The 21,051-nt window shown below is 61.5% G+C and carries 15 protein-coding genes; 5 read left to right on the top strand and 10 right to left on the bottom strand.

The features are described 5' to 3' along the window. Nucleotides 1-213 carry a hypothetical protein gene (locus ACW9IN_RS16865; RefSeq protein WP_457366945.1) on the top strand — a complete coding sequence of 71 codons (213 nt, stop codon included), beginning with the start codon at nucleotides 1-3 and terminating at the stop codon, nucleotides 211-213. Nucleotides 214-365: 152 nt separating this feature from the next. Here ACW9IN_RS16865 and ACW9IN_RS16860 read toward each other — a convergent pair whose 3' ends face one another. Further along, nucleotides 366-728, bottom strand: coding sequence for a DUF6124 family protein (locus ACW9IN_RS16860; protein WP_457366944.1), 363 nt, complete (start codon nucleotides 726-728; stop codon nucleotides 366-368). A gap of 131 nt (nucleotides 729-859) precedes the next feature. Between ACW9IN_RS16860 and ACW9IN_RS16855 the strand changes: the two genes are divergently transcribed. Next, nucleotides 860-1,498, top strand: coding sequence for a LexA family protein (locus ACW9IN_RS16855; protein ID WP_457366943.1), 639 nt, complete (start codon nucleotides 860-862; stop codon nucleotides 1,496-1,498). Here the strand turns inward: ACW9IN_RS16855 and ACW9IN_RS16850 are convergent. Genes ACW9IN_RS16850 through ACW9IN_RS16835 form a run of 4 tightly spaced genes read right to left on the bottom strand, consistent with a single transcriptional unit; the run spans nucleotide 1,495 to nucleotide 7,020 of the window. Next, the gene (locus ACW9IN_RS16850) at nucleotides 1,495-3,420 is read right to left on the bottom strand and encodes an acetyl/propionyl/methylcrotonyl-CoA carboxylase subunit alpha (RefSeq protein WP_457366942.1); all 1,926 of its coding nucleotides are present in this window, start codon (nucleotides 3,418-3,420) and stop codon (nucleotides 1,495-1,497) included. The two genes, ACW9IN_RS16855 and ACW9IN_RS16850, sit on opposite strands and share 4 nt — an antisense overlap. Then, the gene (locus ACW9IN_RS16845; RefSeq protein WP_457366941.1) at nucleotides 3,417-4,223 is read right to left on the bottom strand and encodes a gamma-carboxygeranoyl-CoA hydratase; all 807 of its coding nucleotides are present in this window, start codon (nucleotides 4,221-4,223) and stop codon (nucleotides 3,417-3,419) included. The genes ACW9IN_RS16850 and ACW9IN_RS16845 overlap by 4 nt, the downstream gene beginning before the upstream one ends. Before the next feature lie 14 nt (nucleotides 4,224-4,237). Continuing rightward, the gene (locus ACW9IN_RS16840; RefSeq protein ID WP_457366940.1) at nucleotides 4,238-5,845 is read right to left on the bottom strand and encodes a carboxyl transferase domain-containing protein; all 1,608 of its coding nucleotides are present in this window, start codon (nucleotides 5,843-5,845) and stop codon (nucleotides 4,238-4,240) included. Nucleotides 5,846-5,856: 11 nt separating this feature from the next. Further along, nucleotides 5,857-7,020, bottom strand: coding sequence for an isovaleryl-CoA dehydrogenase (locus ACW9IN_RS16835; RefSeq protein ID WP_457366939.1), 1,164 nt, complete (start codon nucleotides 7,018-7,020; stop codon nucleotides 5,857-5,859). A 164-nt stretch (nucleotides 7,021-7,184) separates the two neighbouring features. Between ACW9IN_RS16835 and ACW9IN_RS16830 the strand changes: the two genes are divergently transcribed. Beyond that, complete coding sequence (locus ACW9IN_RS16830; protein ID WP_457366938.1) at nucleotides 7,185-8,819, top strand: AMP-binding protein; 1,635 nt, start codon at nucleotides 7,185-7,187, stop codon at nucleotides 8,817-8,819. An 82-nt stretch (nucleotides 8,820-8,901) separates the two neighbouring features. After that, complete coding sequence (locus tag ACW9IN_RS16825) at nucleotides 8,902-14,070, top strand: NEL-type E3 ubiquitin ligase domain-containing protein (protein ID WP_457366937.1); 5,169 nt, start codon at nucleotides 8,902-8,904, stop codon at nucleotides 14,068-14,070. A gap of 550 nt (nucleotides 14,071-14,620) precedes the next feature. Here ACW9IN_RS16825 and ACW9IN_RS16820 read toward each other — a convergent pair. From ACW9IN_RS16820 to ACW9IN_RS16810, 3 genes are all read right to left on the bottom strand, one after another. Beyond that, the gene (locus ACW9IN_RS16820) at nucleotides 14,621-15,520 is read right to left on the bottom strand and encodes a hydroxymethylglutaryl-CoA lyase (RefSeq protein ID WP_457366936.1); all 900 of its coding nucleotides are present in this window, start codon (nucleotides 15,518-15,520) and stop codon (nucleotides 14,621-14,623) included. A 16-nt stretch (nucleotides 15,521-15,536) separates the two neighbouring features. Further along, nucleotides 15,537-15,929 carry a MerR family transcriptional regulator gene (locus tag ACW9IN_RS16815; protein WP_457366935.1) on the bottom strand — a complete coding sequence of 131 codons (393 nt, stop codon included), beginning with the start codon at nucleotides 15,927-15,929 and terminating at the stop codon, nucleotides 15,537-15,539. A gap of 204 nt (nucleotides 15,930-16,133) precedes the next feature. Beyond that, nucleotides 16,134-17,069, bottom strand: coding sequence for a LysR family transcriptional regulator (locus tag ACW9IN_RS16810; RefSeq protein ID WP_457366934.1), 936 nt, complete (start codon nucleotides 17,067-17,069; stop codon nucleotides 16,134-16,136). A gap of 151 nt (nucleotides 17,070-17,220) precedes the next feature. On the opposite strand from ACW9IN_RS16810, the gene ACW9IN_RS16805 reads away from it, so the two are divergent. Continuing rightward, nucleotides 17,221-18,450 carry an acyl-CoA dehydrogenase gene (locus tag ACW9IN_RS16805; RefSeq protein ID WP_457366933.1) on the top strand — a complete coding sequence of 410 codons (1,230 nt, stop codon included), beginning with the start codon at nucleotides 17,221-17,223 and terminating at the stop codon, nucleotides 18,448-18,450. A 114-nt stretch (nucleotides 18,451-18,564) separates the two neighbouring features. Here ACW9IN_RS16805 and ACW9IN_RS16800 read toward each other — a convergent pair whose 3' ends face one another. Next, entirely contained in the window at nucleotides 18,565-19,899 is a 1,335-nt protein-coding gene (locus ACW9IN_RS16800; RefSeq protein WP_457366932.1) for a substrate-binding domain-containing protein, read from the bottom strand. Between the two features lie 201 nt (nucleotides 19,900-20,100). Next, on the bottom strand, nucleotides 20,101-20,913 hold the full coding sequence (xthA, locus tag ACW9IN_RS16795) for an exodeoxyribonuclease III (RefSeq protein ID WP_457366931.1): 813 nt from the start codon (nucleotides 20,911-20,913) through the stop codon (nucleotides 20,101-20,103). Nucleotides 20,914-21,051: the final 138 nt, after the last annotated feature.

The following is a 21,051-nucleotide window of genomic DNA, read 5'->3' as shown; positions in this document are numbered from 1 at the left end:
ATGACGCCATTGCAGCTTAGAATCTATGAGATTGATTCTCAAGCGCTAATTCTCAGAGATGTGAGCCAGAGCGTTCGGCCGGGTTTCTTTTGGCGATGGTCTTTTGCTACCATGCGCGCCATCACGCAACACACAGTCTTCATTAGCCTGAAGCCATGCCAGAAAAACTGGCAAAAAAAAGACCCGGCCAAAGAGCCGGGTCAAAAACCGTGATTAGCCTGATGAGGAGATATTCCAAGAGTCCGACCTAAGGTCCCTTGGACTATCGACTGATCTCGCGATCAGCTTGGTCCAATAATAATCATTATCATTTGCAAGTCAAATGTTTTTATCCGCGGGATAGAAATATTTTTTCTTTGCATCGTTTACCCGTTCGCAGGCGCGTCGGCCACTCGCTCCGAGGCCCGCAACGAGCGCTCCACCATCGCCTTTGCCATATCGATCAAATACACCACTGAAAACGCCAGGTCCCGGTGATTGCCCTGATGGCTGCTCGCCGATTCATACGCCGTGGCCGCCGCACTGCGCAGCAGGTCGGAGGCATGCACAAGGGCTTCTTCCTGGCTGACGTTCGGACTGATGTCGAACAGTGCGTCGTTCGGGGTCGATGTCGACATTTCCTCTTTCAAGTAATAGTCCAGGGCGCGCTGGGCGGCGCCACTGCTGCGCATGTCCAGCAGTTCGTCGGAAACGGGTGGGACAGGCAGGTGATACGGGCTTATGGTCATAAGGGTCGGTACTCTGGGTGGGTGTCGAAAACCGTAAGCCCGATGATAGTACGTATCGTATTTATGTCGTTTTATGGATTACTACAAACTGTTTATTGCCCTGTAAAATACGCAACGTATTGTCGGGCCCCATGGATAAATGGATCGCGTTGGTCAAGGCCAACATGAAGGACCGCAAGGTCACACAGGAGGAGCTGGCCGAGCGCCTGGGCATGTCCCAGGGCGGTGTAGGCCATTGGCTCAACAAACGCCGTGTGCCGAGCCTGGCAGACATGAATCGCCTGCTCGCGGAACTGGGGCTTGGCTACCTGGAGGTGGCGCTGGAGATTCGCGAGCGGACCGACGCCGAAGCGCCCGCACCTACCCCGCGCTACAATCCGTATTTCCGCTACCCGGTCAGCGACTGGTCCGGCCTGTGCGAGGTCCGCGAAGATCGCCCGACCTACGGTCACCCGCGTTTCGAACTGACGGACTACCACGCCCGCGGCGATGCGTTCTGGCTGCCGGTCACCGGCGATGCCATGACCGCCCCCAGCGGCCTGAGCATCGGTGCCGGGATGATGATCCTGGTGGATCCGGCCATCGACGCAGAACCCGGCAAGCTGGTGGTGGCCCGATGGGCGAACAGCTCCCAGGCAACCTTTCGGCAATTGCGCGAAGAGAGCGGCCAGCTTTACCTGGTGCCGCTCAATCCCACCTATCCCAAAACCCTGTTCACGGACGCTTGTCGCATCCTCGGCGTAGTCGTGCAGGCCACGGCGAAGTTCTAGTCGGCGCTGTCGAGCTCCACCAGCGCACTGCCTTCGGCAACCATTTCGCCTTCCTGACAGAACAGCGCCTTGACCACCCCGGCCTGGGGCGCACGAATGCTGTGCTCCATCTTCATCGCTTCCAGCACCACCAGTTGCGTACCGGCTTCCACCTGCTGGCCCACTTCCACCAATACCCGTACGATGCTGCCGTTCATCGGCGCCGTGAGGCCGCCCTGATGGGACTGGCTGGCCTCGACCGCCGCAATTGGATCGAACAGGCTCACCGCCTGCATTTCACCGTCCCAGCGCAAGAACACCGTGCCCGCGTTGCGCACGGCCAGATGGGTGCGCCGCACGCCCTGGTGTTCGATCAGCAAGTGCTCGCCGTGCAGCGTCGCCGAGTCTGCCGTCAGCGTCACCAACCGGTCCTGCCCGTTGCAGCTCAGGTGCAGCGAGACTTGCGCCGGCAACCCGGCACGGAATCCCCGAGTGTCCGCCCAGGGCCCGTCGCCCGCCGGTAGACTCTGTATGAACGCCGCACCCGCTGCCTGCCAGAATTCATCGCTCAAGGTACCGGGGGCCGGCAACAGCTCATCCTGATAACGCGGAATGAACCCGGTATCCAGCTCGGCCGCCGCAAACGCCGGATGGCCGATGATGCGCCGCAGGAAGCCCAGGTTGGTCTTCAGCCCGCCGACGGCGAACTCTTGCAGCATGCTCAGCAAACGCAGGCGAGCCTGTTCGCGGTCTTCGCCCCAGGCGATCAGTTTGCCGAGCATCGGGTCATAGAACGGCGAGACGCTGTCCCCTTGCTCGACGCCACTGTCCACCCGACGTCCCGGGCCCGCTGCGGACTCGCGATACAGCGCCAGATGGCCGGTCGCCGGCAGGAAATCATTGGCCGGATCTTCGGCATACAACCTCACCTCGATCGCATGGCCGATCAGCGGGACCTGCGCCTGGGTGATCGGCAGCGCCTCACCCTGGGCGACACGGATCTGCCAGGCTACCAGGTCCAGCCCGGTGATCGCTTCCGTCACCGGGTGCTCCACTTGCAGCCGCGTGTTCATCTCCATGAAGAAAAACTCGCCACGGGCATCCAGCAAAAACTCCACCGTGCCCGCGCCGACATAGCCAATGGCCTGGGCCGCGCGTACCGCCGCTTCGCCCATGGCCTGGCGTTGCTCCACGCTCAGCCCCGGCGCGGGCGCTTCTTCGACGACCTTTTGATGCCGACGCTGAATCGAGCAATCGCGCTCATTGAGGTACAGGCAATGACCCTGGGTGTCGGCAAACACCTGGATCTCCACATGGCGCGGCTTGATCAGGTATTTCTCCACCAGCATCTGCCCATTGCCGAAGGACGACAGCGCTTCACGTTGCGCCGAGGCCAGGGCCTCGGCCAACTGGCTGACGTCCTCGACCACCTTCATGCCCTTGCCACCGCCGCCGGCAGTGGCCTTGAGCAACACCGGATAGCCGATCCGCTCGCAGGCATCGCGGAAAGTTTCCAGGTCCTGATCTTGCCCGTGATAGCCCGGCACCAGCGGCACACCCGCAGTTTCCATCAGCGCCTTGGCCGCCGACTTGCTGCCCATGGCATCGATAGCGGAGGCGGGCGGCCCGAGGAAGACCAGGCCGGCGGCTTCCACCGCACGGGCAAAATCGGCGTTCTCCGACAGAAAACCGTAGCCCGGGTGAATCGCCTGGGCCCCGCTGGCCTGGGCGGCGGCGATCAGTTTGTCGATTTGCAGGTAACTCTCGCTGGCCTTGCTGCCGCCCAGATCGACACGGATATCCGCCTCGCGGCTATGGCGGGCATCGCGGTCGGTGGTGCTGTGCACGGCCACGGTGGTCAGCCCCATGGCCTTGGCGGTGCGCATCACACGGCAGGCGATTTCGCCACGGTTGGCCACCAGCAGAGTAGTCAGTGTGCTCATGAACGCGGCTCCTGAGACTGCCAACTGGGCGGGCGTTTTTGCAGGAAAGCGCGCAAGCCTTCCTGACCTTCGGCGCTCACGCGAATCCGCGCGATGGCGTTCTCGCAATAGCGGCGCAGGGCGGGGGTGAGGGCACCATGCCCGACTTCGCGCAGCAGGTCCTTGCTGGCACGCATCGCCGCCGGACTGTTTTGCAGCAGGTTGGTAACCCAGAGTTCGACGTGCTGATCCAACTCGCCGGCCGGATAACTCTCCGCCAGCAGGCCGAGTTCCCGCGCACGCTGGCCGCCAAAACGCTCGGCTGTCAGGGCATACCGACGCGCGGCGCGCTCGCCGATCGCCTGCACCACAAACGGGCTGATCACCGCCGGTGCCAGGCCGATGCGCACTTCCGACAGGCAGAACTGTGCGTCATCGGCGCCAATCGCCATGTCGCAGCAACTGATCAGGCCCAGCGCACCGCCATAGGCCGCGCCTTGTACCACCGCCAGGGTGGGGATCTTCAGTTTGGCCAGGTTGTACATCAACTCTGCCAGTTCGCGGGCGTCGTCCAGGTTGGTGTGGTAATCCAGCTCGGCCGACTGCTGCATCCAGGCCAGGTCCGCGCCGGCGCTGAAGTGCTTGCCACGTCCGCGCAGTACCAGGAAGCGCAGGGATGCGTCGCCCTGCACCTGGTCCAGGGCGAGGATCAGTTCGCGGATCATCTCGGCGTTGAACGCGTTGTTCTTGGTTTCGCGACTGAGCCACAGCGTGGCAAAACCACGGCTGTCGGTAATCAGTTCGAGGGTGTTGAAATCGCTCATGGTTACAGCTCCGTTTACATGCGGAACACGCCGAAGCGGCTCGGCTCGATAGGGGCATTCAGCGAAGCGGACAGGGCCAGCGCCAGGACGTCGCGGGTTTGCAGCGGGTCGATCACGCCGTCGTCCCACAAACGGGCACTGGAGTAGTACGGATGGCCCTGGGTTTCGTACTGGTCGAGGATGGGTTGCTTGATCGCCGCTTCTTCCTCGGCGCTGAACCCGCTGCCGCTACGTTCGGCCTGCTCGCGCTTGACCTGCACCAGCACGCCGGCGGCCTGCTCGGCGCCCATCACGCCGATGCGCGCATTCGGCCACATCCACAAAAAGCGCGGGTCGTAGGCCCGGCCACACATGCCGTAGTTGCCGGCACCAAAGCTGCCACCGATGATCACCGTGAATTTCGGCACCTTGGCACAGGCCACGGCAGTGACCAGTTTGGCGCCGTGTTTGGCGATGCCGCCGGCCTCGTATTTCTGACCGACCATGAAACCGGTGATGTTCTGCAGGAACAGCAGCGGAATCCCGCGCTGGCAGGCCAGTTCGATAAAGTGCGCGCCTTTTTGTGCAGCTTCGGCGAACAGGATTCCGTTATTGGCCAGGATCGCAATCGGGTAGCCATGCAGGTGCGCAAAACCGCACACCAGCGTGGTCCCGAACAGCGCCTTGAACTCATCGAACACCGAACCGTCCACCAGCCGCGCGATCACTTCACGCACATCGAACGGCTGCTTGGCATCCGCCGGGATCACGCCGTACAACTCCTCGGCGCTATACAACGGCGCCACCGGCGTGCGCTGCAGCAACTGACCCTGCTTGCGCCAATTGAGGTTGGCCACGCTGCGTCGGGCCAGGGCCAGGGCATGCTCGTCGCTGTCGGCATAGTGGTCAGCCACGCCGGAAACCTTGCAGTGCACATCGGCGCCGCCAAGGTCTTCGGCACTCACCACTTCACCCGTGGCGGCCTTCACCAGCGGCGGGCCGGCGAGAAAGATAGTGGCTTGCTGGCGCACCATGATCGCTTCGTCCGCCATGGCTGGCACATAGGCGCCGCCGGCGGTGCACGAGCCCATCACCACCGCGATCTGCGGAATGCCTTGGGCGCTCAGGTTGGCCTGGTTGAAGAAGATCCGCCCGAAGTGTTCGCGGTCGGGGAACACCTCATCCTGACGTGGCAGGTTGGCGCCGCCGGAATCCACCAGGTAGATGCAGGGCAGGCGGTTCTGCTCGGCGATGGTCTGGGCGCGCAAGTGTTTTTTGACGGTCAGCGGGTAGTACGAGCCGCCTTTCACCGTGGCGTCGTTGGCGACGATCATGCACTCCACGCCTTCTACGCGGCCGATGCCCGCAATAATCCCGGCGGCGGGGACGTCTTCGTCATACACCTGATGGGCCGCCAGTTGGCTGAGTTCGAGGAACGGCGACCCCGGATCGAGCAGGCGATCGATGCGCTCGCGCGGCAACAGCTTGCCGCGCGACGTGTGACGCTCCTGAGCCTTGGCACCGCCGCCTTGCTGCACGTGGGCGAGCAGGCTGTGCAGAGCGTCGACCTGTTGGCGCATCGCCGCGCTGTTGGCGGAAAACTCTGCCGAGCGTGGGTTGAGCTGGGTGTGCAGGGTGGCCATGGTGCGCTCCTTCAGCGGGTTTCGTTGAAGAGTTCGCGACCGATCAGCATCCGGCGAATCTCACTGGTACCGGCACCGATTTCGTACAGCTTCGCATCACGCAACAGGCGGCCGGCGGGGAATTCATTGATGTAGCCGTTGCCCCCCAGGATCTGGATGGCGTCGAGGGCCATCTGGGTCGCACGCTCGGCGCTGTAGAGGATGACCCCGGCGGCGTCCTTGCGCGTGGTTTCGCCGCGTTCGCACGCCTGGGCCACAGCGTAGAGGTAGGCGCGGCTGGCATTGAGCTGGGTGTACATGTCGGCGACTTTGCCCTGGATCAGCTGGAATTCGCCGATGCTCTGACCGAACTGTTTGCGGTCGTGGATGTAGGGCACGATCAGGTCCATGCAGGCCTGCATGATGCCGGTCGGACCGCCGGAGAGCACCACTCGTTCGTAGTCCAGGCCGCTCATCAGCACCTTCACGCCGCCGTTGAGGGTGCCGAGAATGTTTTCTTCCGGGACTTCCACGTCATCGAAGAACAGTTCGCAGGTGTTGGAGCCGCGCATGCCCAGCTTGTCGAACTTGTTGCTGCGGCTGAAGCCTTTCCAGTCGCGCTCGACGATAAATGCAGTAATACCGTGGGCACCCTTTTCCAGGTCGGTCTTGGCGTAGATCACATAGGTGTTGGCGTCGGGGCCGTTGGTGATCCAGGTCTTGCTGCCGTTGAGCACGTAATGGGCGCCGCGCTTGTCGGCGCGCAGTTTCATCGACACCACGTCGGAACCGGCATTCGGCTCGCTCATGGCCAGGGCGCCGATATGTTCGCCGCTGATCAGTTTGGGCAGGTACTTGAGTTTCTGTGCGTGGTTGCCGTTGCGGTTGATCTGGTTCACACACAGGTTGGAGTGGGCACCGTAGGACAGTGCCACCGAGGCCGAACCGCGGCTGATCTCTTCCATGGCCACCACGTGCGCCAGGTAACCCAGCCCGGCGCCGCCGTACTCTTCCGGCACGGTGATGCCGAGCAGGCCCATGTCGCCGAACTTGCGCCACAGGTCGGCGGGGAACAGGTTGTCGCTGTCGATCTGCGCCGCACGAGGCGCGATTTCCTTGGCGACAAACGACTGCACCTGATCGCGCAGCATGTCGATGGTTTCACCGAGAGCGAAGTTCAGGGACGGGTAACTCATGGACAGGCACCTTGAATTGAGCGTTGTTTTTATGAGGAAGGGCGCGCCGGCAGGTCGCTCACCTTTACGTTAACGTAAACTTGCGTTACAAAGCTGTCAATCGTAGTTTACGTTTACGTCAAGCAGACGCCGTCCACCTTACAAAAAAGACAAAAGGGGTCGTTATGGATCAACCGAACCCGAGCTACAGCCGTGGCTCTCAGGACAAGACCTTGCTGGCCGAAACCATCGGCCAGGCGTTCGACCGGACCGTTGCGCGCTATCCGCAGGGCGAGGCCCTGGTGGTGCGGCACCAGCACCGCCGCTATACCTGGCGACAACTGGCCGACGCGGTCGATGTGCACGCGCGCGCATTTCTCGCGCTGGGTATGCAAACCGGCGACCGCCTGGGCATCTGGGCCCCCAATTGCGCCGAGTGGTGCATCAGCCAGCTCGCCAGCGCCAAGCTCGGGGTGATTCTGGTGAATATCAACCCGGCCTATCGCAGCAGTGAACTGGACTACGTACTCAAGCAGTCCGGTTGCCAATGGCTGGTGTGCGCCGGGTCGTTCAAGACCTCTGACTATCACGCCATGCTCCTGGCACTCAAACCCGACCTGCGCCGCATCATCAGCCTCGATCCCAACCCGCCTGCCGGCTTCCTGCCGTGGTCGCACCTGGCGGCCCTCGGCGCAGGCATCCCGCCTGAACAGTTGCAGGCTCGCCAAGCCGGCCTGCACTTCGATCAAGCGGTGAATATCCAGTACACCTCCGGTACCACCGGCTTCCCGAAAGGTGCAACCCTCAGCCACCACAACATCCTCAATAACGGCTATATGGTCGGTGAAAGCCTGGGCCTCACCGCACAAGACCGCCTGGTGATTTCGGTGCCGCTCTACCACTGTTTCGGCATGGTGATGGGCAACCTCGGCTGCATCACCCATGGCACCACCATCATCTATCCCAATGACGGCTTCGACCCGCTGCTGACCCTAACTGCCGTCGCCGAAGAACGGGCCACCGGCCTCTACGGTGTGCCGACCATGTTCATCGCCATGCTCGACCACCCGCGCCTCGGCGAGTTCGACCTGGCCAGCCTGCGCACCGGCATCATGGCCGGCGCCACGTGCCCCATCGAAGTGATGCGCCGGGTCATCGACGAACTGCACATGGGCGAAGTGCAGATTGCCTATGGCATGACCGAGACCAGCCCCGTGTCGTTGCAGACCGGCGCGAATGACGACCTGGAGCGGCGTGTCACCACCGTCGGGCGCACCCAGCCACAGCTGGAGAACAAGGTCATCGACACCGACGGCAACACCGTGGCGCGCGGCGAAATCGGCGAACTGTGCACCCGTGGCTACAGCGTGATGCTCGGCTACTGGAACAACCCCGAGTCTACCCGCGAGGCCATCGATGAGGCGGGCTGGATGCACACGGGCGACCTGGCGAGCATGGATGAACAGGGTTACGTGTGCATCGCCGGACGCAACAAGGACATGATCATTCGCGGCGGCGAGAACGTTTACCCGCGCGAGGTGGAGGAGTTTTTCTTCACCCATCCGGCGGTGGCCGATGTGCAGGTCATCGGCATTCCGGACGCGCGCTACGGCGAAGAAATCGTCGCCTGGGTCAAGTTCCATCCCGGCCACGTGGCCAATGAGCTGGAGTTGCAAACCTGGTGCAAGGGGCGCATCGCACACTTCAAGACACCCCGGTATTTCAAATTCGTCGATGAGTTTCCGATGACCGTGACGGGCAAGATCCAGAAATTCCGCATGCGCGAAATCAGCATCGAGGAACTGCGCAGCGACGGGTGAAGCAGGGGTGCATGTCTACTGCTTCACACGGTATCGCGGTGCCTAAAGTGGCGGATTATTTCTCCCACTGAAGGCCCTGCTGATGACAAACACTTTCATTGATCCTCCTGCGCGTCCGGTCGAGGACGACCCGAGCCCCCATGGACGCGTGATCAAGGACAACACACCCGCCTGGTACACCGATGCGCTGGACACGCGCAAGACCGAGCTGGCGGCGTTGGACCTGAGCATTCCGGATTGGTACAAAAATGCCGCGCCGGCTGCCCGGGCTCGCATGAGTGCAGTCCACATGCGCAGCAGGCAGTCCTTGAATCTGCTCGATGAAATGTTCAAAGACCTGAAAGGGCCGGCGGCGTTTGTCGAGCCGTTGCTGGAAGCCGCGATTGCAAAAAAGTTCGGGCAGCGCCTGGACACCCGCAGGGTTTTTTATGCGCGCAAGATGGAGCAGAAAGAATGTGAAATCTCCCCCCGGGAGGTGTCCACTCGTCACGCCAGCACCCTGGCTCCGCAGTTCTATTTTTATCGGGGGCTGAGCCTGCTGGAAGCTGCGCTGAACAACTTCACCGCAGAGGAGGCGACGGCATCGGTGTGCGGCGATTGCCATCTGATTACCGGTTACAACTTCCATCGGTATTCCAGTGACAGGATTCACCCGCCGGGCAACGTTCAGGCACTCAAACTGGACATCAAACCCCATGAATTTGCCGGCCTGTGCCGGGAACTGGATCTGGGCAGTGCCTACGATGACTATGTGCGAACCTTCATCAACAGCCGCATTCGCATCACCAGGACAGAAGCGGGCATCGGCAAGCTCTACAGCACGCTGATAACCAGCCATCGGAACCAGTTGGAACTGGCCGCCGAACTGGCCTTGATGAACGGTGACATCCAGCCTGAAGGCCATCAGGTGATCATCGACCTGTTGCGCAGCCAGGCGCAGAGCATATGGGCAGGGGAGGCGGTCAAGTGTTCGCCCTTGCGGCTATTTTCCTTTGTGATCGAGAACATCCTGATCATCGGTCCGGTGGTGTGGCGGGCCAACGTGAGAAACGCGGAACTCGTGCCCCGGCCGTGCATGGTCTATATCCCTGGCGACCCCCTGCATCCACTCAAGAGTTACGACCATATCGGCGCGTTCACCGACCATCTCACCACGCGTCTGTGCGCTGTCGAATACCGTCGATTCTTCAGTCAGTTTGTGCCGTTGGCCAGCCAGGATGAGTTTTTCACCCAGCTCAAGACTTTGCTGGACCCGGGTGAGCTGCACGCCCATAACCAGGACTTTGTTGCGACGCGAAAAGGCCGGATCAACCGTCAGGGCAGCTACGCGCCACCGTGGCGGGATGTGTGGGCGGACAGTGCCGTACGACGCATGCAACTGACCATGGAAAATGCCCGCAGCAGTGTGGTGGCCACAGAGGATGTCGATACGCGTGTCTACAACGCCTGGCTCTGGTCGTTCGGCAGCATCGCGCTGGATGTTCTCAACCTTGCGTCGTTCGTCGTGCCGTTCCTGGGCGAGGCGATGCTGGTGGTCACCGCTGTGCAGATGGCCTGCGAGATCGGCGAAGGCATCGAAGCCTGGTCACAGGACGATGCCCGCACGGCCTGGGCCCATTTTTCGGCGGTGGGCCTCAATCTGGCAGGGCTGGCGGTACCGGCAGGGTTGATGGCAGCCAAAGACATGGCGCTGGTCAAACGCCTGGTGCATGTGGAGTTCGGTGGACGCACGCGCTTGTATGACTTCAACCCCGCGCACTACCTGCACCGCATTACCTTGCCCGAAGGACATCGCCCCAATGCGCAGGGCCTGTATGCCCATGAAGGCGCGTTGTATCTGCCGGCCATGGAGGGCGGGCATTACAAAGTCCAGGCCCGCGGCGCCAACGAATTCAGGCTCGTGCACCCAGACGGTGAAGCACGTTATGCGCCGCGCCTGCGCCACAACGGTGAAGGCGCCTGGATGCATGAGTTCGAGCAGCCGTTGACGTGGGATCGCAAAACCTTGCTGCGCCGCTTGGGCCATAGCGTCGAGCATCTGAGCGACAGCCAGTTGGAGCAGGCCAGGGCGATCAGCGGTATTTCGGACGATGAATTGCGCCGTGTATTCATCGAGCATCGAGCGCCCGCACCGTTGTTCAAGGATATGTTGCGGCGATTCGAGTGCGCTGGCAGGCACCAGGCGTTCGTCGACAAGGTCAGCCATCCGGACCCGGCAGTATTTGCCCGGGTGGACTGGTTCACGCAAGTTCAGGTGTTGCTTGAGAGTGGCATGTGGCCTGACTCACGGGTGTTGGTGGCACTGGATGCGGAAGGCAACCAGGTTTGGTGTTCGGCCCCGGTAAAAGACCCGAGTCAGAGCGTCACGCTCAACCATGAGCAATGCGAGAGTGGCCTGGTGTTCCCGGCGTTTATCAAGCAGTTGAGCGAACCGGAAATTCGCCGTTTGTTGGGCGAGCAAAAGATGACGAACGACGCGATGGGCAGGCTGTTCTTCGGTACCCGCGACGTGTCGCAGGCGAGCGGTTCTTTTGGCGATACCCGCCTGGAAGGCGAAGAGGTGGACCCGCTGATGAGCTTTCTGCGTACACCTTATGCCAGGGTCATGCGTTATAGGGACTGTCTGCTGGAAGCGGCCGAAAGTACCCGTGCTGCGCGGTTCAATCGCGAGATCGCGGCCGATGACGTTTCCGCCGACGCCAATGTGCAGATGATTCAGCGCAGCTTTCCCGGCCTGCCCAGGCTGGCCGCCGAAGAAATAATGACCCACGCCAATAGCCAGGAACTGGCCCGCTTGCGCGACACGTCGCGCGTGCCCCTGCGCCTGGCCGAGGAAGCGCGGACTTACCTGCAGCGGGCTCGGGTCATGCGGGCGCACGCCGACCTGCTGTTCGACAACCGTCTCACGCTGGATGGCGTGCGTTTGACGCTGCACAAGATGGCGTCGCTGCCCACGCTGTTGGACGGTATCGGCATCGAGCTGCGCGCGAACACCTACGACGGTCCGCTACTGGATCGGGTCGGTGACCCGACTGCCGCACGGCAACTGCGTCTGATCCATAAAGACTTGAAGGAGTGGAAACTGTGCAGCGGGCCGGAAAAAGTCGAGTACTGGCGGAGCGACAACGATGCGTTTTTCAATGCGCTGTGGATGGCCAGCAGCGGCAAGTTTACCGATTGGCCCACCTTCAATGCGGCGGCGCAACGGCTAAAGCGGCAACTGGCCCAACACCCGTTGAGCGAACTGGCGAGTCGGCGCGCGCTGGGCCTGCAAGCGATCAAGCCGGGTTTCAAGTCTCCCATGCGCCTGGCGGACGGACGCTTCGGCTATCCGCTCAGTCCGGTGGGCGGCGCGGGTGAGCGTCCGTCGGTGTGCAAGCGCGCGGCGCTGTCGCTGTATCCCTCGAAGTCCATGGGCGAGGTCGAGGCGATGCTGGAGCTGCAAGGTGCCGACGATGCGGTGCTGCTGGCGAGGCTGACCGAGCTTGAGGCGGAATATGCAGCCCTCGACCAGACGTTGACCCAGTGGCAGCAAGAAGGGGAGGCGCAGTACGCAAGCGCGAGACGCCGGGTATCGGGCAGCGTCAAGGCGGCTTGGCGCAGAACTTCTGCGCAAGCTTTCGCGGCGGACGGAACGCCGATCGGTCACGTGCTGGACCTGTCCGATGAGGTGATCGGCGAGTTGCCTGTGATTGCCGCCAACATGGACCACGTGGGGCGCCTGGTGCTGCGCAGAATGGCACTTTCGGACCGTTCCTCGCCTTTTCTGGCGGCATTCGGCGGCCTGCGCTGGCTGGACATGCGCGAGAACAACCTGACTCAATTGCCGGAATTTGCCCAGGGCGGGGCAAGGTTGACCAAGCTCTACCTGAACCGCAACGATATCCAACTGACCGAGCAAAGCCGGCTGCGTCTTGAGGGTATGCGAAGCCTGAAAATTCTCAACTTGGCCGATAACCGTCGCCTGGGCTGGCAGGCCGATTTGCGCAACCTGCGACAGTTGAACCAGCTTTACCTGGCCGATACCGGCACCCGCGTATTTCCCGCCGGTGCCGAACAACTGCCCAATCTGGCCCGCATCGACCTGCATACCAACCGCCTCACGACGCTGCCGGAATACGCTTATCAGCACTTGGATCGGATCAATGTGCATGACAATCCTCTGTCGGTGGCGACCCTGGCCCGCTTGAATCAGCCACAAGCCCCGGCGCAATGGGGTGAACACATCACCGTGGACGAAGCTCGTGGCTTGTGGCTGGAGGGATTGTCGGCCAGTGAATCGGCGCGGCGTGGCGGGATCTGGGATGACCTTTGCGCCAGCCCGGAGTCGGCGGCGTTCTTTACCGTTGTGGCCGATACCACCCGCAGCGCCGAGTACACCAGCGCAGTGACCCGTCCGGCACTGACGCAGCGGGTATGGGACCTGCTGGAGGCCGCGAGTGAGCGCCAGGCTATTCGTGAGGCCTTGTTTGCCGTCGCCGATGACCGTGTGACCTGCGGAGATGGCAGCTCGGTCGAGTTCATGAACCTTGAGAGTGAGCTGCTGGGAGCCAACGCGCTGGAGCAGGCGGGAACGGACGACGCCGAAGGCGCCCTGATCGGCACGGCCAGGCAATTGTTTCGCTTGGCGCTGGTGGATGGCCTAGCACTGCGCGACGCCGAAGCGAGAGGGCCAGGGTTCACCGAGCAGGTCGAAGTCGTGCTGGCGTATCGCACGCGACTGGCTGACCGGTTGGGGCTACCGGTGAAGTCCCGGGGCATGTTGTTTCCACGGCAGGCGGAGGTGAGCCAGGTGGCTATCGATGCCGCTTATGCTCAGGTACTCATGGACGAGCGCAACGCAGCGAACGAGGAAACCTTTTTTGTCGGGCGCGCGTTCTGGGAGAAACACCTGCGTACCCGTTACCTTCAAGAGCTCGATGCGTTGATGGCGCCGGAACTGGAGCGGATAGACGAGCAGAGTGCGACGCTGTTCGAACTGTCGGATTGGCAGGGCACGCACCCGGCGGCAGGTGAGGAGGCCCAAGCGCAATGGCAGGCGCAGCATGATGCGATCACGAACCGGTTGGCGGGCCTGTTGGGCAAGCGCCGGGATGAAATCCTGGTTGGCGGTTCGATGCAAAGTGCTTTTTACGAACGTGAACTCAAGCGACTGGGCGCCGAGCGACGAGCATTGGAGCAACGCACCCTGGAAACCCTGACGCGCAAGGTGCTGAACAATTTTGCAGCCGTGCAAGGGACATCGCTCTGAACGAAAGTGCCAGACAGCACAAAGGGGACCCGAAGGTCCCCTTTAATTTGTCGTTGCGTGCTCTTTTTTTATTATTGAGGGGCGGTCTATTGTTGTTTTTGGCAACCGTTACCCTTTACCGCTGTTTTTGGCGACCCCCATCCGGGGTCAAGAGCAAACGTATTTTTTTGAGCGCTGATCTGCTTCTTCGCAAGCGATCCAACCAGTGGTAGCTACCTGAAGGTAGTTTTATTCTTCTCTAACCGGTTGCGGGTTTCGGCATCTACCGTTCCCTGCGAAGCACATCTTCTCCAAAAAAATCTGTTAGCTGCGTCTCTGCCGTGTTGTTTTTGTTATGTCAGAGTCGTTCCGTCTTATTTTTATTAGGTTTGGCGCTTTTTATTCTTGTTATGCCATAGAGATAGCAGAAGCCGTGCCAACTTTTAAAAATCCTTTAAAATCAACGGTTTGATTTTTATGTGGGATAAGGCCTACGGCAAATACGACAAAATATGTTCCCGTGTTACTCGATGTGTTGCCGTGCGGTAACACATTGTCACAGCCATCCTACTCACACCGCGTTACGTGCTTTGGCCACCCGCGATCCGGTGGACCGGCCCAACACCTGGCTGATGTGCTGGCCCGCCAGTATCAGTCGTTCCAGATCGATGCCGGTCTCGATCCCCATACCATTGAGCAGGTACAGCACGTCTTCGGTGGCGACGTTACCGCTGGCGCCCTTGGCGTAAGGGCAGCCGCCGAGGCCGGCGATGGAGCTGTCGAACACGGTGATGCCTTCGAGCAGGCTGGCGTAGATATTCGCGATGGCCTGGCCATAGGTGTCATGGAAGTGGCCCGCGAGCTTGTCCCGGGGCACCTGCGCTCCGACCGTCTCGAACAGCCGCCGCGTTGCCCCGGCCGTACCGGTGCCGATGGTGTCGCCCAACGACACCTCGTAACAGCCCATGGCGTACAACTCCCGCGCTACGGCTGCCACTTGTTCTGGCGCGACCTCGCCTTCGTAAGGGCAGCCCAGCACGCACGACACATATCCGCGCACGCTGACGCCGTGTTGTTTGGCCGCTGCCATGATCGGTGCAAAACGCGCCAGGCTTTCGCTGATGGAGCAGTTGATATTGCGTTGGGAAAATGCTTCGGACGCCGCCGCAAATACCGCGACTTCCTTGACCCCGGCCGCCAGGGCGTCTTCGAAGCCGCGCAGGTTCGGCGCCAGCGCGCCGTAGGTCACCCCGGTTTTGCGCTGGATCTGCGCAAACACTTCGGCAGAGCCGGCCATCTGCGGTACCCATTTGGGCGAGACGAAACTGCCGACTTCGATGTAGCTCAAGCCTGCGGCGCTGAGGGCGTCCACCAGGCGGACCTTGTCGGCCACGCTGATGGGCTGGGCTTCGTTCTGCAAACCGTCGCGCGGGCCGACTTCCACCAGGCGTACGTGTGAGGGGAGGGGCATGGCAATCACCTTCTGATCAATGGCCAGACTGGCGCAGGGTGTGGGCCAGGGCCTGGGTGCAGCGCTCTTCGGCGGTGTCCAGTTCCAGCTTCATCTGTTCGATATCCAGCAGTTGCTGTTCAAGCTGCTCACGTCGCTCGGCGATCTTGGCCAGCATACTGTTGAGCTGTACATGGTTGCCACTGGCGGGGTCGTAGAGTTCGATCAGCTCGCGGCATTCGGCCAGGGAAAAACCGATGCGCTTGCCACGCAATATCAGTTTGAGGCTGACCTTGTCCCGCGCCGAATAGATACGTTCCTGGCCACGGCGCTCCGGGGCCAGCAGGCCTTGTTCTTCATAGAAGCGAATGGCACGGGTGGTGATGTCGAGCTCGCGAGCGAGGTCGGAAATGCTGTAGGTGGGGCTCATGGGGACACTCAAGAGGTGGCTTGAGCCTAGGCTAGTGTCAGGTTGACGTTAACGTCAAGGATCGCCTTCCTTTCCAGACAGGAATGCGGCGCCGGGTTTTAGGGCCGCTGCGCAGCCCGGCGCGGGACAAGCCCGCTCACCACAAATAAACCTGCTCACTCTCTACAAGCCCACTCGCCCCAACAGAAATACCGGCCACCCGAATTACGCCTGTTGGCTATCGAGCTTTTTCTCATGGGCCGTGACCTGTTGGCACAACTCGATCATCTGTTCGCGCATCCAGCGGTTCGCCGGGTCCTGATCGGTGCTTTCGTGCCAGTACAGATGGGTTTCCACCGGCGGCACGTCGTTGACCGGCAAGTTGAACCAGTGCAGTTCGTGGCGGCGGGCGAAGCGTTCGGGCACCGTCATGACCATGTCTGTCTGCTGCAACACTTGCGAGGCCATCAGGTAATGCTGGGAGCGCAGGGCGATCTTGCGCTGGATGCCCATCTTGCCCAGGGCCAGGTCGACATGGCCCAGACCATTGCGGCGACTGGAAATATGGATATGGGTCAGCGACAGGTAATCATCCAGGGTGAGTTTGTCCTTGCTGGCCAGTGGGTGACCCTTGCGCATCGCACACACGTAGCGGTCCTCCATCAGCTTGACGTGGCGCACCTGCGGGTCGGTGTTCAGCGGCGCGTCCACGGCAAAGTCCAGGCGCCCGGCGGCGAGTTCCTTGGTGGTCTCGCGGCGTTTGGACAGGAAGCTTTCGATCACCACCGTGGGCGCCAGGCGGCGCAGGCGTTGGAACAGCAGCGGCAGGATCACCGCCTCGGTGAGGTCGGTCATGCTGATGCGGTAGGTCTTGGCCGCCTGCTGCGGGTTGAAGATACGGCTTTCCTGCACTGACACCCGTAGCAATGACAGTGCATTGCGCACCGGGCCGATGATGTTCTGGGCCATGGGCGTGGGCACCATGCCCTGGGCCGTGCGTACGAACAGCGGGTCGTTGAAGGTTTCGCGCAAACGCGCCAGGGCGTTGGACACCGCCGGTTGCGTGATGCCGACAATCTGTCCGGCACGGGTCAGGTTGGCTTCGGTGTAGATCGCGTCAAAGACGATGAAGAGGTTCAGGTCGACCTTGCTCAGATTCATTTCGTTGCGCTCTTATTGTTAGGTGTCCATACGCCGATCATATATCGGTGATGAATGTTAATACACGCCGAGAATAGGCTAGGTAAATTATCAGCGCTGTTCTAGCATCGATTGCATGACCTAAACAACCTCTCAGAGAAGGGAGCTGCTCATGGATTTCGCCTATTCGCCCAAGGTTCAGGAACTGCGTGAACGCGTCACCGCGTTCATGGACGCCTATGTCTACCCGGCCGAGCCGGTGTTCGAACGCCAGGTCAGCGAAGGCGATCGCTGGCAGCCCACCGCAATCATGGAAGAGTTGAAGGCTCGCGCCAAAGCCGAAGGCCTGTGGAATCTGTTTTTGCCGGAGTCCGAACTGGGCGCGGGACTGACCAACCTCGAATATGCTCCGTTGGCAGAAATCATGGGCCGTTCGCTGCTGGGCCCTGAGCCGTTCAACTGCTCGGCCCCCGATACCGGCAACATGGAAGTGCTGGTGCGTTATGCCAACGAAGAACAGAAACAGCTCTGGCTGGAACCGCTGCTGCGCGGCGAGATCCGCTCGGCCTTCGCCATGACCGAACCCGACGTAGCCTCCTCGGACGCCACCAACATGGCCGCCCGCGCCGAGCGCCAGGGCGACGAATGGGTGATCAACGGCAAGAAATGGTGGACCTCCGGCGCCTGTGACCCGCGCTGCAAGATCCTGATCTTCATGGGCCTGAGCAACCCGGACGCGCCGCGTCATCAGCAGCATTCGATGATCCTGGTGCCGGTGGACACTCCCGGTGTGAAGATCGTGCGCCCGTTGCCGGTGTTCGGCTACGACGACGCCCCCCACGGTCACGCCGAAGTGCTGTTCGACAATGTGCGGGTACCGTACGAAAACGTACTGCTTGGCGAAGGACGCGGCTTCGAAATTGCCCAGGGCCGCCTTGGTCCGGGACGCATCCACCACTGCATGCGTTCCATCGGCATGGCCGAGCGCGCGCTGGAATTGATGTGCAAACGCTCCGTCAGCCGTACCGCCTTCGGTAAACCGCTGGCCCGCCTGGGTGGGAATATCGACAAGATTGCCGACTCGCGCATGGAAATCGACATGGCGCGCCTGCTGACCCTGAAGGCGGCGTACATGATGGACACCGTGGGTAACAAAGTGGCGAAAAGCGAAATCGCCCAGATCAAAGTGGTCGCGCCGAACGTGGCGTTGAAAGTGATCGACCGCGCGATCCAGATCCATGGCGGTGCGGGGGTTTCCAACGACTTCCCGCTGGCCTACATGTACGCCATGCAGCGCACCTTGCGCCTGGCCGACGGCCCGGACGAAGTGCACCGCGCCGCGATCGGCAAGTTCGAGATCGGCAAGTATGTGCCCCGCGAACTGATGCGCAGCGGGCAGTAACCCCGAGGCGCCTGCATCGCGGGCAAGCCCGGCTCCCACATTTGGAATGCTTTCCCCTGTGGGAGCGGGCTTGCCCGCGAAGAAGCCAGTATCGACGACACAAAACCCCCGGTCTCAGTAGACCCAAACCTCCACTCGCCGATTCTTGATCCGGCCTTCATCCGCGGTGTTCGTTGCCACCGGCATCTGCGCGCCAAAACCGCGGATATCGCGCAGCACCACACCGCTCTTCACCAACTCCCGACGCACCGCCATGGCGCGCAGTTTCGACAGCAACGCCGCGCGCTGCGGATCGTTCTTGGCGTCACCGAAGCCTACCAGCGTCACCTGCTTGTCGAGCTTGCCGTGACTCTTTATATAGGCCACGACTCGCTGCAGATCCTGGCGTGCCTTGTTGTCGAGGCTGGCGCTGCCTTCTTCGAAGCGAAAATTCACGGTCAGGCGCTGGGCGTCGCGGGCGATGGCCTGATAGTCAGCGGGCATCGAGGGCCGTGGCTCCACAGTCATGGCCTGCACTTGCTGCGCGATAAACCCGTTGGCCGCGACAATCGCCTGGCCCTTGCCGCTCTGAGCGAAGTCCACCAGTGCGCGGGCCCAGGGGTTGTGCCCCGAAGGTGGCAGATAAAAGAACAGCCGGCGTGACAGGGGGTAATCCTCGGTGGCAATCAGGCTGTTGAGCGGCAGCATGGGTTGGGAGTCGCCATCGACAATCGCCACGGCCTTGGCCTGGCGCACGTAGGGCAGGCCGATAAAACCGATGCCTTGAGGGTCCTGGCTGACGGCATCGGACAATTCCTCGCTGGACTCGAAGCGCCGGACGGTTGCCAAGGGCTTGCCGCGCAGGCGCAGCACCAGGTCCTTGAAGGTGTCGTAGGTGCCGGATTGATCGTCCCGCGCATACAAATGAATGGGCCCGCCAACGCCGCCCAGCGCTTCCCAGGTGCTGGTTTCGCCATTGAAGATCTGCGCCAACTGCTCGGTGTTCAGGCTATTGAGCGGGTTTTGCGGGTTGAGGATGATCGCCAGGCCGTCGATAGCGATCACATGCTCGGCCTCGGGGCTTTTCAGGTCTCCGAGGGGCTCAAGGTCTACCAGTTCGCTGTCCTTGATCGGGCGCGAGGAGGCGGCAAGGTCTGCGGCGTTTTTCTTCAGCGCGGTGAAACCGGTGCTGGAGCCATGGGCGGCGATTTCGATCGTCACGTTCTTGCCCTGGCGGGTCTTGCCCACCACGCGCTGTTCATTGGCGCCCGCGCCGGGCTCGCTGTGCACCGCCAGCAAGCCGCGATGCTCCATCAACCCCTTGACCAACGCCGGGCCGAGCGCTGCGCCAATGGTGTTGGAACCCTGGATGCGCAAGGCCGGGCCTTGGTCGGGAATGGGGAGGGGGAGTGGAGCAGAAAACGCGCAGAGGGGTAAAAGGGTCAGCAGCAACAGAACGCGCAGCCTCATGCCGGCACCTTCTCAAGACAAAGGGAGTGCCGCGAGATTAAGTCAGGCAGGTTGCAGCAATGTGACGGTCATACTGGAGAGCATGATGTGGGAGCGGGTTTGCTCGCGAAAACGGTGTGTCAGTTGAAATATCTGTGACTGACGTACCGCGTTCGCGAGCAAGCCCGCTCCCACACAAGCCAGCTCCCATTGAGTTGTGTTTCAGCTCAGCTCGAGCCAGATCGGCGCATGATCCGACGGCTTCTCCAAACCGCGCAGTTCGTAATCCACCCCGGCGTCCTTGACTCGCGACACCAGGCCATTCGAGGCCAGGATCACGTCAATACGCAGGCCGCGCTTGGGCTCGTCCTCGAAACCGCGGCTGCGGTAGTCGAACCAGCTGAAACGATCGGCCACCTCCGGGTTCAGGTGACGGAAGCTGTCCACCAGGCCCCAATTCTTCAGGCGGGCCATCCACTCGCGTTCTTCGGGCAGGAAGCTGCACTTGCCGGTCTTCAGCCAACGTTTGGCGTTGTCGGCGCCGATGCCGATGTCGATGTCTTCCGGGGAAATGTTCACGTCGCCCATCACCACCAGCGCCTGTTCATTGCTGAACTGGCTTTCCAGCAACTGTTGCAGGTCTTCGTAGAAACGCTGCTTGGCCGGGAATTTGGTGGGGTGGTCGCGGCTTTCACCCTGGGGAAAGTAGCCGTTCATCACGGTAATCGGCTGGCCGTTCGCGTCGGCAAAGGTGCCCCAGATAAAGCGGCGCTGGGCGTCTTCTTCATCGCTGGCGAAACCTTTGTGCACGCTCAGCGCTTCGTTGCGCGAGAGCAGGGCCACGCCGTAGTGGCCTTTCTGGCCGTGGTAGTACACGTGATAGCCCAAGGCCTGTACTTCGGCCAAAGGGAACTGGTCGTCGTGGACCTTGGTTTCCTGCAAACCGATGACGTCCGGCTGATGCTTTTCAATCAGCGCCGCCAGCTGATGAGGGCGGGCGCGCAGCCCGTTGATATTGAAAGAGACGATTTTCATGGTCGGCAGTCCAGTCTGGCAAAAGGGCGATGCTAGCCGACAAGTCGGACGGGAGCCAGCGTGGCGGCAGGGCAGTTGCGCTGCTAAGGTCTGGGAACGACTCGTGCTGTGCAAGTTCGTACCCATAAGAACGCCCTC

It is taken from the genome of Pseudomonas sp. SDO5271_S396 (assembly GCF_054071795.1).
Note: the sequence above shows the minus strand (reverse complement) of the source record. Positions and strands in the feature narration are given on the sequence as shown.